This window comes from Nocardioides convexus (assembly GCF_011090295.1).
On record NZ_JAAMYA010000001.1, the window covers coordinates 814,410 to 828,219 of the forward strand.

The 13,810-nt window shown below is 70.8% G+C and carries 16 protein-coding genes and 7 pseudogenes; 8 read left to right on the forward strand and 15 right to left on the reverse strand.

Going from position 1 to position 13,810, the window contains the following annotated elements; genetic code table 11:
• Positions 1–271 precede the first annotated feature (271 nt).
• The 14 genes and pseudogenes from G5V59_RS06050 to G5V59_RS06110 all read right to left on the reverse strand — a co-directional run bounded on the left by G5V59_RS06050 (position 272) and on the right by G5V59_RS06110 (position 7,569).
• Positions 272–649: a metal-sulfur cluster assembly factor gene (locus tag G5V59_RS06050; protein ID WP_278255899.1), complete on the reverse strand. Its 378-nt coding sequence runs from the start codon at positions 647–649 to the stop codon at positions 272–274.
• Complete coding sequence (sufU, locus tag G5V59_RS06055; RefSeq protein ID WP_278259667.1) at positions 646–1,119, reverse strand: Fe-S cluster assembly sulfur transfer protein SufU; 474 nt, start codon at positions 1,117–1,119, stop codon at positions 646–648. Before sufU ends, G5V59_RS06050 begins: the two co-directional genes overlap by 4 nt.
• Before the next feature lie 2 nt (positions 1,120–1,121).
• Positions 1,122–1,325, reverse strand: a complete 204-nt coding sequence (locus tag G5V59_RS06060) for an aminotransferase class V-fold PLP-dependent enzyme (protein WP_341351141.1) — start codon at positions 1,323–1,325, stop codon at positions 1,122–1,124.
• A 70-nt stretch (positions 1,326–1,395) separates the two neighbouring features.
• Positions 1,396–1,593 (reverse strand): annotated as a pseudogene (locus G5V59_RS06065) (aminotransferase class V-fold PLP-dependent enzyme); the annotation flags it as partial.
• Between the two features lie 44 nt (positions 1,594–1,637).
• Positions 1,638–2,279: an aminotransferase class V-fold PLP-dependent enzyme gene (locus G5V59_RS06070; RefSeq protein WP_278255900.1), complete on the reverse strand. Its 642-nt coding sequence runs from the start codon at positions 2,277–2,279 to the stop codon at positions 1,638–1,640.
• Positions 2,280–2,371: 92 nt separating this feature from the next.
• Positions 2,372–3,132, reverse strand: a pseudogene (sufC, locus tag G5V59_RS06075) (Fe-S cluster assembly ATPase SufC).
• Complete coding sequence (locus G5V59_RS06080) at positions 3,129–3,374, reverse strand: Rieske 2Fe-2S domain-containing protein (RefSeq protein ID WP_341350872.1); 246 nt, start codon at positions 3,372–3,374, stop codon at positions 3,129–3,131. The pseudogene sufC and the gene G5V59_RS06080 overlap by 4 nt, the downstream one beginning before the upstream one ends.
• Positions 3,361–3,441: pseudogene (locus tag G5V59_RS35965) on the reverse strand (non-heme iron oxygenase ferredoxin subunit); the annotation flags it as partial. The gene G5V59_RS06080 and the pseudogene G5V59_RS35965, both read right to left, overlap by 14 nt.
• Positions 3,438–3,962, reverse strand: a complete 525-nt coding sequence (locus G5V59_RS06085) for a SufD family Fe-S cluster assembly protein (RefSeq protein ID WP_278259670.1) — start codon at positions 3,960–3,962, stop codon at positions 3,438–3,440. The gene G5V59_RS06085 and the pseudogene G5V59_RS35965, both read right to left, overlap by 4 nt.
• A gap of 13 nt (positions 3,963–3,975) precedes the next feature.
• A pseudogene (sufB, locus tag G5V59_RS06090) lies at positions 3,976–6,051 on the reverse strand (Fe-S cluster assembly protein SufB); the annotation flags it as partial.
• A 15-nt stretch (positions 6,052–6,066) separates the two neighbouring features.
• A complete protein-coding gene (locus G5V59_RS06095; protein WP_278255901.1) occupies positions 6,067–6,600 on the reverse strand; it encodes a transcriptional regulator in 534 nt (177 codons plus the stop codon).
• Between the two features lie 203 nt (positions 6,601–6,803).
• A complete protein-coding gene (locus G5V59_RS06100) occupies positions 6,804–7,061 on the reverse strand; it encodes a hypothetical protein (RefSeq protein WP_278255902.1) in 258 nt (85 codons plus the stop codon).
• Positions 7,058–7,345: a hypothetical protein gene (locus tag G5V59_RS06105; protein ID WP_278255903.1), complete on the reverse strand. Its 288-nt coding sequence runs from the start codon at positions 7,343–7,345 to the stop codon at positions 7,058–7,060. Before G5V59_RS06105 ends, G5V59_RS06100 begins: the two co-directional genes overlap by 4 nt.
• The gene (locus G5V59_RS06110) at positions 7,336–7,569 is read right to left on the reverse strand and encodes a hypothetical protein (protein ID WP_278255904.1); all 234 of its coding nucleotides are present in this window, start codon (positions 7,567–7,569) and stop codon (positions 7,336–7,338) included. Before G5V59_RS06110 ends, G5V59_RS06105 begins: the two co-directional genes overlap by 10 nt.
• Positions 7,570–7,612: 43 nt before the next feature.
• Between G5V59_RS06110 and G5V59_RS06115 the strand changes: the two genes are divergently transcribed.
• From G5V59_RS06115 to G5V59_RS06125, 4 genes are read left to right on the forward strand one after another with little or no spacing between them, the layout of a single operon-like run.
• Positions 7,613–8,380, forward strand: a complete 768-nt coding sequence (locus G5V59_RS06115; RefSeq protein ID WP_278255905.1) for an ABC transporter ATP-binding protein — start codon at positions 7,613–7,615, stop codon at positions 8,378–8,380.
• A 2-nt stretch (positions 8,381–8,382) separates the two neighbouring features.
• On the forward strand, positions 8,383–8,688 hold the full coding sequence (locus tag G5V59_RS35970; protein WP_341350873.1) for a hypothetical protein: 306 nt from the start codon (positions 8,383–8,385) through the stop codon (positions 8,686–8,688).
• Positions 8,670–9,335, forward strand: coding sequence for an ABC transporter permease (locus G5V59_RS06120; RefSeq protein ID WP_341350874.1), 666 nt, complete (start codon positions 8,670–8,672; stop codon positions 9,333–9,335). Before G5V59_RS35970 ends, G5V59_RS06120 begins: the two co-directional genes overlap by 19 nt.
• A gap of 2 nt (positions 9,336–9,337) precedes the next feature.
• Positions 9,338–10,645 (forward strand): COX15/CtaA family protein, encoded by a 1,308-nt coding sequence (locus G5V59_RS06125; protein WP_278255906.1) that lies wholly within the window; start codon positions 9,338–9,340, stop codon positions 10,643–10,645.
• Here the strand turns inward: G5V59_RS06125 and G5V59_RS06130 are convergent.
• A pseudogene (locus G5V59_RS06130) lies at positions 10,594–11,532 on the reverse strand (heme o synthase). The gene G5V59_RS06125 and the pseudogene G5V59_RS06130 sit on opposite strands and share 52 nt — an antisense overlap.
• Positions 11,533–11,723: 191 nt before the next feature.
• Between G5V59_RS06130 and G5V59_RS06135 the strand changes: the two are divergent.
• From G5V59_RS06135 to G5V59_RS06150, 4 genes and pseudogenes are all read left to right on the forward strand, one after another.
• A pseudogene (locus G5V59_RS06135) lies at positions 11,724–12,500 on the forward strand (transketolase); the annotation flags it as partial.
• 94 nt (positions 12,501–12,594) lie between these two features.
• Positions 12,595–12,672 (forward strand): annotated as a pseudogene (locus G5V59_RS06140) (hypothetical protein); the annotation flags it as partial.
• A 214-nt stretch (positions 12,673–12,886) separates the two neighbouring features.
• Complete coding sequence (locus G5V59_RS06145) at positions 12,887–13,471, forward strand: hypothetical protein (RefSeq protein WP_278259671.1); 585 nt, start codon at positions 12,887–12,889, stop codon at positions 13,469–13,471.
• A gap of 33 nt (positions 13,472–13,504) precedes the next feature.
• The gene (locus G5V59_RS06150; protein WP_278255907.1) at positions 13,505–13,777 is read left to right on the forward strand and encodes a hypothetical protein; all 273 of its coding nucleotides are present in this window, start codon (positions 13,505–13,507) and stop codon (positions 13,775–13,777) included.
• The last annotated feature ends 33 nt before the right edge of the window (positions 13,778–13,810 follow it).

Sequence of the window (13,810 nt, forward strand, 5' to 3'; positions counted from 1 at the left end):
CGGCGCCGTCCGCCCAGCCGATGATGTTCCCGGTCGCGGGGTCCGCGGCCGGGTCTGCCGTGGCGGGCGCCGCGAACGCGGACGCGGTGCCGATCGCCAGGGCCAGCACGCTGAGCGCGCCGACCTGGGGTCGCCAGTGGATCATTCGTTGCCTCCTGAGATCTCGGGACCGCCGACACCCACCGGCGGCGAAGGCACCGTAAGCCGGTCGGCGCCCACGAGAGGGACGCTCAGGAGGAAGCCGCCCCAAACTCGGACGGGCGTCCGAGTCTCAGACGTTGAAACCGAGCGCGCGCAGCTGCTCGCGGCCGTCGGGAGAGATCTTGTCGGGACCCCACGGCGGCATCCAGACCCAGTTGATGGCGACGTCGTTGACCAGGCCCTCCAACGCGGAGTTCGTCTGGTCGGTGATCACGTCGGTCAGCGGGCAGGCCGCCGAGGTCAGCGTCATGTCGAGGACGAGGTTCGAGCCCTCGTCGACGTGCATGCCGTAGACCAGGCCCAGGTCGACGACGTTGATCCCGAGCTCGGGGTCGACCACGTCCTTCATGGCCTCCTCGATGTCGTCGATCGCCACGCTGGACGAGGCGTTGCTCGTCACCAGGCCGCCGGCCTCGGGGACCTCGGGCAGGTCGCTGTTGTCGGTCATCGGTTGCCTCCGTCTTCTGCGACGGCTCCGCTGATGACACGGGCCGTCGCGTCCTTCCACGCCATCCACGACAGCAGGGCACACTTCACGCGGGCCGGGAACTTGGCGACGCCCGCGAAGGCGATGCCGTCCTCCAGCACGTCCTCGTCCGGCTCCACCGTGCCCTTGCCCTGCATCAGGGTGAGGAACTCCTGGTGGATCTCCATCGCCTCCTCGACGCTCTTGCCGACGAGGAGGTCGTAGAGCACCGAGGCCGACGCCTGGGAGATCGAGCAGCCCACGGCGTCGTACGACACGTCCTCGACGCGGCCGTCGGCGAGGTGGACCCGCAGGGTCACCTCGTCGCCACAGGTCGGGTTGACGTGGTGCACCTCGGCCTCATGAGCATCCCGCAGGCCCTTGCCGTGGGGATGCTTGTAGTGGTCGAGGATGATCTCCTGGTACAGAGCATCAAGATCCTGGGCAGTCATCCTCAGTCCAACTTGAAGTACGAGCGGGTGTATTCCAGCGCCTCGACGAGGGCGTCGATCTCCCGCGGCTCGGTGTAGAGGTACGACGACATGCGCGTCGGGCTCTGCACCCCGAACCGGGCGTGCGCGGGCTTGGCGCAGTGGTGCCCGGCGCGCACGGCGATGCCGCGGCTGTCGAGCACCTGGGCGATGTCGTGCGGGTGCACGCCGTCGAGGCTCGAAGGAGATCGCTCCCCCGCGCTCCGCCGCGTCGAGCGGGCCGAGCACGCTCAGCCCCTTGACGGTCTGCAGCCCCTCCAGGGCGTAGCCCGTGATGGCCTGCTCGTGGCGGTGGATCGCGCCCAGGCCGATGTGGCCGAGGTAGTCGACCGCGGCACCGAGGCCGACCGCCTCGACGATGGGCGGGGTGCCCGCCTCGAAGCGGTGCGGCGCCTTGGCGTACGTCGACCGGGCCATCGTGACGGTCTCGATCATCTCGCCGCCACCGTGGAACGGGGGCGACTCGTTGAGCAGGCTCCTCACGGCCCCAGAGCACACCGATGCCGGTCGGCCCGCAGACCTTGTGACCGGTGAAGACCAGGAAGTCGCAGCCGACCGCCTGGACGTCGACCTGCAGCTGCGGCGCTGCCTGGGAGGCGTCGATCACCGACAGCGCGCCGGCCGCGCGGGCCCGCGCGCACAGGTCGGCGACCGGGTTGACGGTGCCGAGCATGTTCGAGACCCAGGTGAAGGCGACCACCTTGGTGTGCTCGTCGACGAGTCTGGTCGGCGTTGCTCAGGTCGAGCCGGCCGTCGTCGGTCAGCCCGAACCAGCGCAGGCTCCGCGCCCGAGCGCTCGCACGCCAGCCTGCCACGACACGATGTTGGAGTGGTGCTCCATCTCGGTGATGACGACGTTGTCGCCGGGGCCGAGTCTCGATCGTGCGGGCGAGGAGGTTGAGCGCCTCGGTGGCGTTCTTGGTGAAGACGACCTCGTTGCGCGAGGGCGCGTTGAGGAAGCGCGCGACCTTGTCGCGGGCGTCCTCGTAGGCCTCCGTGGACTCCGCCCCGAGCTGGTGCATGGCGCGCGCGATGTTCGCGTTGTGCCGCTCGAGGTGGTCGACCATGGTGTCGATCACCACCTGCGGCTTCTGCGAGGTGTTCGCGCTGTCGAGGTACACCAGGGGCAGCCCGCCCGCGAGCGTGCGCTCGAGGATCGGGAAGTCCTTGCGGATGACCTCCAGGCTCGGGAAGGAGTCCGTCGAGGGTCATCTCAGACCGACGCCTTCAGGAACCGGTCGTAGCCGTTGGCCTCGAGGCTCCTCGGCGAGCTCCGGGCCGCCGGACTCGGCGACCTTGCCGGCGACGAACACGTGCACGCGGTCGGGCTGGATGTAGCGCAGGATCCGCGTGTAGTGCGTGATCAGCAGCACGCCCTTGCCCTCGCGCTCACGGAAGCGGTTGACGCCCTCGGAGACGACCTTCAGCGCGTCGATGTCGAGGCCGGAGTCGGTCTCGTCGAGGATCGCGACCTTCGGGTCGAGCGACTCGAGCCTGCGCGATCTCGTGGCGCTTCTTCTCACCACCGGAGAAGCCCTCGTTGACCGAGCGCTGCGAGAAGGTGCTGTCGAGGTTCATCTGCTCCAGGGCGCCGTTGACGTCCTTGACCCAGGTGCGCAGCTTGGGCGCCTCGCCGTCGATGGCGGTCTTGGCGGTGCGCAGGAAGTTCGCGACCGAGACGCCGGGGACCTCGACGGGGTACTGCATCGCCAGGAACAGCCCGGCCCGCGCCCGCTCGTCGACGGACATCTCCAGCACGTCCTCGCCGTCGAGGGTGACCGTGCCGCCGGTGATCTCGTAGCGCGGGTGGCCCGCGATGGAGTACGCCAGGGTCGACTTGCCCGAGCCGTTGGGGCCCATGATCGCGTGCGTCTCGCCGTCGGCGATCGTCAGCGTGACGCCCTTGAGGATCTCCTTCGGGCCGTCCTCGGTCTGGACCTGGACGTGCAGGTCCTTGATCTCCAGGGTGCTCATGCGGGGGTGACTCCGTTCAGGGTGGTCTCGACGTCGACGTACACGTCTCCGTCACGTACTTCTACGGGGAAGGTGGCGACCGGCTCGGTCGCCGGGAAGGTGGTCGGCTTGCCGGTGCGCAGGTCGAAGGTCGAGCCGTGCAGCCAGCACTCGATCGTGCAGTCGGCGACCTCGCCCTCGCTGAGCCTGTACGGCAGCGTGCGAGCAGAGGTCCTGCAGCGCGTAGACGTCGTCGCCGTCACGGGCGATCGCCACGTCGTACCGGTCGACGGTGACGGCCAGCGCCTCGTCGGTCGGTACGTCGCTCAGGGCGCAGGCCCGCTCGAAGGCTCATGCCTCCTCCACGACGCCAGCGTCCTTGAGCACGTTCTTGGCGAGCTCCGCCTCGACCGTCTCCAGCAGGCTGGCCCTCGATGGAGGGGATGCCGACCTTGCGGATCAGGTCGTTGAAGAAGCCGTGCACCACCAGGCGCTGCGCCTCCTTCTCGGAGATGCCGCGCGAGCGCAGGTAGAACAGCCTGCTCGTCGTCGAAGCGAGCGGTCGCGGACGCGTGCCCGGCCCCCTCGATCTCCCCGGTCTCGATCTCCAGGTTGGGGACCGAGTCGGCCTGGCAGCCGTCGGTGAGCACGAGGTTGCGGTTCTCCTCATAGGTCTCGATGCCCTCGGCGACCTTGCGGATCAGCACGTTGCCGATCCACACGGTGTGCGCACCCTTGCCCTGCAGCGCGCCCTTGTAGACCACGTTGCTCTTGGTCTTGGGCGCGTTGTGGTCGGCGAAGAGCCGGTGCTCGAGGTGCTGGCCCTCGTCGGCGAAGTAGAGACCGAGCAGGCTCGGCCTCGCCGCCGGGGCCGGCGTACTCGACGTTGGCGTGCATCCGCACGAGGTCGCCGCCGAAGGAGATCGAGGTGTGCTTGACCGAGGCGTCGCGGCCGACCCGGATCGCGTCGCGGCCCAGGTGGACGGCGTCGTCGGCCCAGTCCTGCAGGCTCAGCACGTTGACCTTCGCGCCGTCGCCGACCAGGAAGGTCGAGATGGCGGAGTAGCGCACCGAGCCGGTGTGCACGAGCACGATGGTGACCTCGGCGTGCGTGCCGATCCGGTAGAGCAACCGGCCCCAGACCAGGTCGTCGACCGTCTCGCCCGTGAGCCGGATGATCACCGGCTCGGGCACGACGGTGTCGGCCGGCACGTCCAGCAGCAGCGCGCCGCCGGCACGGGCCGCGGCCAGCGCGGCGGGTCGCTCGTTGGGACCGAGCTCGCCGAGCGCGACGGCCTCCTCGGCCGTGATCTCGGTGATCGTGACGCCCTCGGGCAGGGTCGTCTCCCGGGTCAGCGTGGCCGCGGAGGCCTCGCCGTCGAGGATCCCGCGCAGCCGCTTGATCGGCGTGAACCGCCAGACCTCCTCGCGCCCGGTGGGCACGGGGTGGTCGGCCAGGTCGTACGACGCGGGCGGGTTGAGGTGGCTCTCGATGCGGGCATCGCCCATCTCGAGAGCCTCGGCGACGGCCGTCATCCGACAGCACCCTCCATCTGCAGACTCGATCAGTCGGTTCAGGCTCCAGGGCGTACTCCATCGGCAGGCTCCTTGGCGATCGGCTCGACGAAGCCGCGCACGATCATCGCCATCGCCTCGTCCTCGGCCATGCCGCGCGACATGAGGTAGAAGAGCCTGGTCGTCGGAGACCTTCGAGACGGACGCCTCGTGGCCCATGGACACGTCGTCCTCGCGGATGTCGACGTAGGGGTAGGTGTCGGAGCGGCTGATCTGGTCGACCAGGAGCGCGTCGCACAGCACGTTGGACCTCGAGCCGTGGGCGCCCTCGTTGACCTGGATCAGGCCGCGGTACGACGTCCGGCCACCGCCACGGGCGACGGACTTGCTGAGGATGCTGGAGGAGGTGTGCGGCGCCGCGTGCACCATCTTGGCGCCGGCGTCCTGGTGCTGGCCCTCGCCCGCGAAGGCGATCGACAGCGTCTCGCCCCTGGCGTGCTCGCCCATCAGGTAGACGGCCGGGTACTTCATCGTGACCTTGGAGCCGATGTTGCCGTCGACCCACTCCATCGTCGCGCCGGCCTCGCAGACCGCGCGCTTGGTGACGAGGTTGTAGACGTTGTTCGACCAGTTCTGGATGGTCGTGTAGCGGCAGCGGCCACCCTTCTTCACGATGATCTCCACGACCGCGGAGTGCAGCGAGTCGGAGGAGTAGATCGGCGCGGTGCAGCCCTCGACGTAGTGCACGTAGGCGTCCTCGTCGACGATGATCAGCGTCCGCTCGAACTGGCCCATGTTCTCGGTGTTGATCCGGAAGTAGGCCTGCAGCGGGATGTCGACGTGCACCCCCTTCGGGACGTAGATGAAGGAGCCACCGGACCACACCGCGGTGTTGAGCGCGGAGAACTTGTTGTCACCGACCGGGATGACGGTGCCGAAGTACTCCTTGAAGAGCTCCGGCTGCTCCTTGAGCGCGGTGTCGGTGTCGAGGAAGAGCACACCCTGGGCCTCGAGGTCCTCGCGGATCGAGTGGTAGACGACCTCGGACTCGTACTGCGCGGCGACACCGGAGACGAGGCGCTGCTTCTCCGCCTCCGGGATGCCGAGCTTTGTCGTAGGTGTTCTTGATGTCCTCGGGGAGGTCGTCCCACGTCGCTGCCTGCTTCTCGCTGGAGCGCACGAAGTACTTGATGTTGTCGAAGTCGATCGCGCTGAGGTCCGAGCCCCAGGTCGGCATCGGCTTGCGGTCGAAGAGCCTTGAGGCCCTTCAGGCGCAGGTCGAGCATCCAGTCCGGCTCGCTCTTCTTCGAGGAGATGTCGCGGACGACCTCCTCGCTGAGGCCGCGCTTGGCGTTGGCGCCGACGTCGTTCTTGTCGGACCAGCCGAAGTCGTAGCGACCGATCCCCTTCAGGCTCGGGGTTCAGGCTCCTCGATGGAGGTCATGAGACCTGCTCCTTCTTGTTGATTCCTGCGTCGGGGATGCACGTGGTGCACACGCCGTCACCGTGGGCGATGGTCGCCAGCCGCTGCACGTGCGTGCCGAGGACCCGGCTGATCGCCTCGGTCTCGGCCTCGCACAGCCTGGGGGAACTCGTGGGCGACGTGGGAGACCGGGCAGTGCTGCTGGCACAGTCTGCTCCCCGCCACGTCCGTTCTTCTGGCCGGGCAGGCTCGCGCACCGCTGCCGCGTAGCCCTCGTCCGAGAAGACCTGCGCCAGCACCTCGGCCGGCGAGGCCTCGGGATGGGCGTCGCGGACCTCCGGGAAGCGCTTCTCGATGAACGACGCGCGCCGCTCCGCGAACGCCTTCACCGCCTCCGGACCGCCGGTCTCGGCGAGGAAGCGCAGCGCCTCGGTGGCGAGGTCGTCGTACTGCTGGTCGAAGGAGTCGCGGCCACGCTCGGTGAGCGCGAAGACCTTCGCCGGGCGGCCGCGTCCGCGCGAGCCGACCGGACGGGGGTCCCGGGCGTCCACGGCGCCCTCGGCCAGCAGGCTGGTCGAGGTGGCGTCGTACGGCGGCCGGGGTCAGGCTCGAGGCGCTCGGCGAGCGCCGCGGCGGTGGACGGCCCGTTGACCAGGATCGACCGGACGACGCGCTGGCGCGTCGGCTGGTCGTGCTCGGTCGGGATTTCCACAACATCAGTGTGCCGATATTGCCCGGCACCGTTCAAGCAAGGTCACCCTAAGGTGCGACGGAGGGACGCTGGGCGCGCAGCCAGGCGAGCCCGGCGAAGGGCAGCACGAGCGGCAGGAAGCCGTAGCCCTGGCCGAAGTGCGACCACACCGTCTTGTCGTGGAAGAGCCCCGTGTCGAGGTAGACTCCAGGTGCCCACGGCGAGCACGCCGACGAGCTCCACGGACACCGCGGCGACGGCGACCCGCCAGCCGGTGCGGCCGCCGACGAGCAGGCAGGTGGTGGCGACCAGGTAGATCACCGCGGCGACCAGGGAGAGCCAGTACGGCAGCTTTGCCGGCGTCCTCGCCGAGTCTGGACCGCCGAGCGGCCGGTCGCGGCCACCGCGAAGAGGCCGTAGACGAAGACCAGGGCGCGGCCCCAGCCGGTCGAGAGCCTCCTCAGCCACGGGTGCCTCCCCAGATGTCCCACAGGCGCGAGCTCCAGGCCCGCGACCGTCGCGACGGCGAGGAGCAGGATCGTCGTACCGACCCGGGAGCGCTCGGCGAGCGAGAAGAACGCCCCGACCACCGGGATCAGCGCCACGGTGACCAGGTAGGCTCACGAAGACCGCGCCCTCGACGTGCCGCTCGGTGCGGGCCAGCGCGACACAGCCGCCGACCAGGCTGGGCGAGCACGGCGAGCTCCAGCACGGCGAGCCCGACGTAGTGGGTGTCCTGGGCGCTGCGGTCGCGGACGAGGTCCACGATCAGGATGACCGCGACGACCCCCGCCATGGCGAGGATCACGCCGTAGGTCCAAGCAGTCACGGCCGCCAGCGTAGAGCGCGGAGGCTGGTCCTACACTCGCCGGGTGGTCGAAGGTCCCGCTGTCCTCGTCGACAGCCTCGTGATGCGGTACGACGAGCGCACCGCCGTCGACGGCCTCTCCTTCGAGGTCGAGCCGCACACCATCACCGCCGTCCTCGGGCCCAACGGCGCCGGGAAGACGACCACGCTGGAGACCTGCGAGGGCTACCGGCGCGCGCAGTCCGGCACGGTGCGGGTGCTCGGCCTCGACCCGGTCCGCCAGCGCTCGGCGCTGCTCCCCCGCATCGGCGTCATGCTGCAGTCCGGCGGGGCGTGGAGCGGCGCCCGCGCCGACGAGATGCTGCGCCACTTCGCGAGGCTGCACGCGCACCCGCTGCCGATCGACCTGCTGGTGGAGCGCCTGGCACTGCAGGAGTGCGGTCGTACGCCGTACCGGCGGCTGTCGGGGGGCCAGCAGCAGCGGCTCGGGCTCGCGCTGGCGCTCGTCGGCCGCCCGGAGTCTGGTGTTCGTCGACGAGCCGACCGCCGGCCTGGACCCGCAGATCCGCCGCGGGGTCTGGGAGCCTGCTCGAGGAGCCTGCGCGCCGACGGGGTCACCGTGGTGCTGACCACGCACTACCTCGAAGAGGCCGAGCGGCTCGCCGACAAGGTCCACATCCTCGACCAGGGCCGCCTCGTCGCGAGCGGCACGCCGCTGGAGGCTCACGCGCGGCGGCACGGTCGCCACGATCCGGCTCGTCGTCACCCAGCCGTTCCCCGAGGGCGCACCCGAGGCACTGGCCCGGGCGCTCGGGGAGGGCACCGAGCCTGACCGTGCTCGACCCGCTGAGCCTCCAGGTCTCCGGGCCCGCCGACGGCTCCACACTGGCGACGGTGGCCGCCTGGTGCGCCGATCACGACGTGCTGCCCGAGTCGCTCTCGCTGGGCCAGCGCAACCTCGAGGACGTCTTCCTCGAGTCTCACCGGCCGGGAGGACTTCTCGTGACCATCGCCTCGACCGGCACCTTCGCCCCCGCACCCGGTGGCGCGCCCGTCCTGCGGCAGTCTGCTCACCCAGGCCGGGATGGAGGCGCGGCTCATGCTGCGCAACGGGGAGCAGCTTGCTCATCGCCGTGGTGATCCCGGTGATCGTCCTGGTCGGCGCGGTGCGCGGCGCGGAGCGGGTCGGGCTGTCACTGGACGGCCGGCCGATCGACGTGCTGACCCCGGGCGTGCTGGCGCTCGCGGTGATGTCCACGGCGTTCACCTCGCTCGCGATCGCCACCGGCTTCGAGCGCCGCTACGGCGTCCTCAAGCGGCTCGGCACCGCTCCCCTGTCCCGCACCACCCTGCTCGGCGGCAAGGTCGCCGCGCTGCTGGTGGTCGAGGTGATCCAGTTCGTGGTCATCGGCGGGGTCGGCCTCGCGCTCGGCTGGGAGGGCCCCTCCGGTCTCGCCGGCGTGCTGGCCGTGGTCCTCACCGCGCTCTTCGGCACCGCCGCCTTCGCCTCGCTCGGGATGCTCCTGGCCGGCGCCCTGCGCGCCGAGGCGACCCTCGCGGTCGCCAACCTGGTCTACCTGCTGCTGCTGGCCGGCGGTGCGGTGATCCTGCCCGCCAGCGCCTACGGCGGCCTCGGGGACATCGTGCGCTGGCTGCCCTCGGGGGCGCTGGGTGAGGCGATGCGCACCGCCTGCGACGGCGCCCTCGCCGGCCGCGACCTGCTCGTCCTGCTCGGGTGGGCCGTGCTCGGCTCCGCCCTGACCGCCCGTACCTTCCAGTGGGAGTGACCGTGACCACCTCGACCCGCGACCGCCTCACCGATCTCCGGGCCGCCCTCGGGGACCGGCTGGTCCCGCTCGCCTGGGCCAACCTGGTCGCCAACGTCGCGATCGCCGTCACGGGCGGCGCCGTCCGGCTCACCGACTCCGGGCTCGGGTGCCCGACCTGGCCCAAGTGCACCGACGCGTCGTACCTGCCGCACTCGGCGCTGGGCGTCCACGGCGCGATCGAGTTCGGCAACCGGATGCTGACCTACGTGCTCGTGGTCATCGCGGTGGCCTGCTGGGTCGCGGCTCGCGAGCGCCGCGAGGAGCACCCGCTCGCCGTACGGCTGACCACGATCGTCGCCCTCGGCATCCCCGGCCAGGCGATCGTCGGCGGCATCACGGTCCTCACCGACCTGAACCCGTGGATCGTCTCGATCCACCTGCTGCTCTCCATGGCGCTGGTCGGCGTCTGCGTGCTGCTGCTCGACCACCTGCGCGGTCCCACCCGCGCGTCCGCGCCGCTGCCCGTGCGCCGCCTCGGGCTCGCCCTCTTCACCGTCGGCTGGGTCGTGCTCTACCTCGGCACCGTCGTCACCGGGTCCGGCCCGCACTCCGGCGACCTGGAGTCCAAGCGCACCGGTCTCGATCCGCAGGTCATGTCGCACGTGCACGCCTGGGCCGTCTACCTGCTCGTGCTGCTCACCGTCGCCGTCCTCTGGCGCGCGCGCCGGCTCGGCCTGCTGACGCTCTACCGGGCCGCCCGGCTGCTCCTCGTCGTCGAGTCTGCTGCAGGGCACGATCGGCTTCTGGCAGTACCTCACCGACCTGCCGGAGCCTGCTCGTCGGCTTCCACATGCTCGGCGCCGGCACCACCTCCGCCGCCATCACCTGGGTCCTGCTCGCCACCCGCCCCCGCCGCGCCTGACAGTTCCGCGGCCAGCGCGCGGGACAGGCCCGGCCGGGAGCCGGAGGGAGCGACGAAGGAGCGACCGCAGGCGCAGGGAGGGACCGTTCCGCGTGCCGCGCGTCTTGCCGCCAGGCCGACGCCACCACCTACCCAGGACAACGGCGCGCGCTCTCGCGATCGGGAAGGGCTCGCGGCCACCCGCGGGACGGGCCCGGCCCGGAGCCGGAGGGAGCGACGAAGGAGCGACCGCAGGCGCAGGGAGGGACCGTTCCGCGTGCCGCGCGTCTTGCCGCCAGGCCGACGCCACCACCTACCCAGGACAACGGCGTGCGCGGCAGCGCGGCGCGAGGCACGAGCGACGCGCTCGCGCGATCAGTGCAGCAGGGGGTCGATGGCCACTGCGACGAAGAGCAGGCTCAGGTAGAGGTTCGAGGAGTGGAACAGCCGCATCGGCTGCAGCAGGCTCAGGCTCCTCGGTCGTCCGCGCGCGGCGGTGCAGGCCGTGCGCCTGGACCAGGAAGACGGCGCCGAGGATGCCCGCGGCGATCGGGTACACCGGGCCGGTGTCCGCGACCGGCCACAGCACCAGCGAGGTGGCGACCATGACCCAGCCTGTAGACGACGATCTGGAAGGCGACCGAACGCGCAGGCTTGACCACCGGGAGCATGGGGACGTCGACCTGCGCGTAGTCCTCGCGGTAGCGCAGCGCCAGCGCCCAGGTGTGCGGCGGCGTCCAGAAGAAGACGACCAGGAAGAGCACGACCGGCACCCAGGAGAGGCTCGCCGGTGACCGCGGTCCAGCCGATGAGGGCCGGGAAGCAGCCGGCGATGCCGCCCCAGACGATGTTCTGCGTGGTTCGGCGCTTGAGCAGCATCGTGTAGACGAACACGTAGAACGCGTTCGCGCTGACCGAGAGGATCGCCGACAGCGGGTTGACCCACAGCGCCAGGATCACCGTCGACAGCACGCCGAGGACCGTGCCGAAGACCAGCGCGGCGGCGGGGGTCACGATGTGGCGCGGCAGCGCCCGGCGACGGGTACGACGCATCTGCTCGTCGATGTCGCGGTCGTAGACGCAGTTGAAGACCGAGGCCGACCCGGCGGACAGCGTGCCGCCGATGACCGTGGCCACGACGAGCCCGAGCGCGGGCACACCGCGGGCGGCGAAGAACATCACCGGGACGGTCGTCAGCAGCAGGAGCTCGATCACGCGCGGCTTGGTCAGCCCGACGTACGCCATCACGACGTCGCGCAAGGTGGCCTTCGGGTCTCCTGCGTCGTCGGCGACCAGGCTCGGGGCTGGTGGGATCGACGTACGTCACGGGTGTCCTCGCAGGCAGGGATCGAAGCGCTCACGAGTGTATCCCGAGCCGCCCCCGCTCGCCGCACCCAGCCGATGTCAGGTGTGCCACGGGGCTGAGTAGGCTCGGAACCATGATCCCGGACCTGGAGTGGACCGACCTCGACCGCAAGGCCGTCGACACCGCCCGTGTGCTGGCCATGGATGCCGTGCAGAAGGTGGGCAACGGCCACCCCGGCACCGCGATGAGCCTGGCGCCGGCGGCGTACCTGCTCTTCCAGAAGGTGATGCGGCACGACCCCGCCGACCCGAGCCTGGATCGCTCGCGACCGCTTCGTGCTGAGTGCCGGGCACAGGCTCGATCACTCTCTACACCCAGGCTCTACCTCGGCGGCTTCGGCCTCGAGCTCGCCGACCTGGAGAGCCTGCGCACCTGGGGCTCGAAGACCCCGGGCCACCCGGAGCACGGCCACACGGCCGGTGTCGAGGTGACCACCGGTCCCCTGGGCCAGGGCGTCGGCAACGCGGTCGGCATGGCGATGGCCGCGCGCCGCGAGAAGGGTCTGCTCGACCCGGAGGCCGGCGACGGGCCTTCGATCTTCGACCACCACGTCTACGTCATCGCCTCCGACGGCGACCTCGAGGAGGGCGTCAGCAGCGAGGCCTCCTCGATCGCCGGCACCCAGGAGCTCGGCAACCTCACCGTCATCTACGACGCCAACCGGATCTCTATCGAGGGCGACACCCACATCGCCTTCAACGAGGACGTCGCGAAGCGCTACGAGGCCTACGGCTGGCACGTCCAGACCGTCGACTGGACCGGCACCGACCACAACGACCTCGCGAACTACACCGAGGACGTCCCGGCCCTCTACGACGCCATCAAGGCGGCCGACGAGGTCACGGACAAGCCCTCCCTCATCGTGCTCAAGACGGTGATCGCCTGGCCTGCCCCGAGCGCGCAGAACACCGAGGCGGCGCACGGCTCGGCGCTCGGCGCCGACGAGGTCGCCGCGACCAAGAAGGTCCTCGGCTTCGACCCCGACAAGAGCCTTCGAGGTCCCCGCCGACGTGCTCGCCCACACCCGCGGTCTCGTCGAGCGCGGCAAGGAGTGGGGCGCCGCCTGGGACGAGCAGTACGACGCGTGGGCCGCCGCGAACCCTGAGCAGGCGACCCTGCTGTACCGGCTCAAGGAGCGCCAGGCGCCCGACGGCGTCGAGGACGCGCTGCCGGTCTTCGAGGCCGACGCCAAGGGCGTGGCCACCCGCGCGGCGTCCGGCAAGGTGATCAACGCCCTCGCCCCGGTGCTTCCGGAGCCTGTGGGGCGGCTCGGCCGACCTCGCCGGCTCCAACAACACGACCATCAAGGACGCGAAGTCCTTCCTGCCGCTCGACCGGGGCGTCGAGGAGTGGCCGGCCGACCCCTACCAGGGCCGCGTGCTGCACTTCGGGATCCGCGAGCACGGCATGGGCGCGATCATGAACGGCATCGCCGTCCACGGCGGCACCCGCGTCTTCGGCGGCACCTTCCTCACCTTCTCCGACTACATGCGCGGCGCGGTCCGGGTGGCCTCGCTGATGCAGGTGCCGGTGACCTACGTGTGGACCCACGACTCCATCGGCCTGGGCGAGGACGGCCCGACGCACCAGCCGATCGAGCACCTGTGGGCGCTGCGCGCCATCCCCGGCCTCGACGTGGTCCGCCCGGCCGACGCCAACGAGACGGCTGCCGCGTGGCTGCAGGTGCTGCGCAACACCGACCGCCCGGCCGGGCTGATCCTCAGCCGCCAGAACGTCCCGACGTTCCCGCGGGGCACGGACGGCTTCGCGAGCACCGATGAGGTCGCCAAGGGCGGCTACGTCCTGCTCGACGCCGAGGGCGGCCAGCCGGACGTGGTGCTCATCGCCACCGGCTCCGAGGTCCAGGCTCGCCGTCGCCGCCCGTGAGCAGACTTCGCGGCCGAGGGCGTCCAGGCCCGCGTGGTCTCGATGCCCTGCCTGGAGTGGTTCGAGGCGCAGGACCAGGCCTACCGCGACAGCGTGATCCCGCCGATCGTCAAGGCCCGGGTCTCCGTCGAGGCCGGCATCAAGCAGGGCTGGCGCGAGTACGTCGGCGACGCTGGCCGGATGGTCAGCATCGAGCACTACGGCGCGAGCGCCGACGCGGCCACCCTGTTCCGCGAGTTCGGCTTCACGCCCGAGGCGGTCGCGCAGGCCGCCCGGGAGAGCATCGCCGCTGCGGCGCTGGACTGACCGGCGTCGTACCCACGCACACGAGCACGAGGA

What these genes read in the sequence shown, in the direction of transcription:
- G5V59_RS06050 (WP_278255899.1), bottom strand. Translation starts at nt 649, where the DNA reads ATGACCGACAACAGCGACCTGCCCGAGGTCCCCGAGGCCGGCGGCCTG.
- sufU (WP_278259667.1), bottom strand. Translation starts at nt 1,119, where the DNA reads ATGACTGCCCAGGATCTTGATGCTCTGTACCAGGAGATCATCCTCGAC.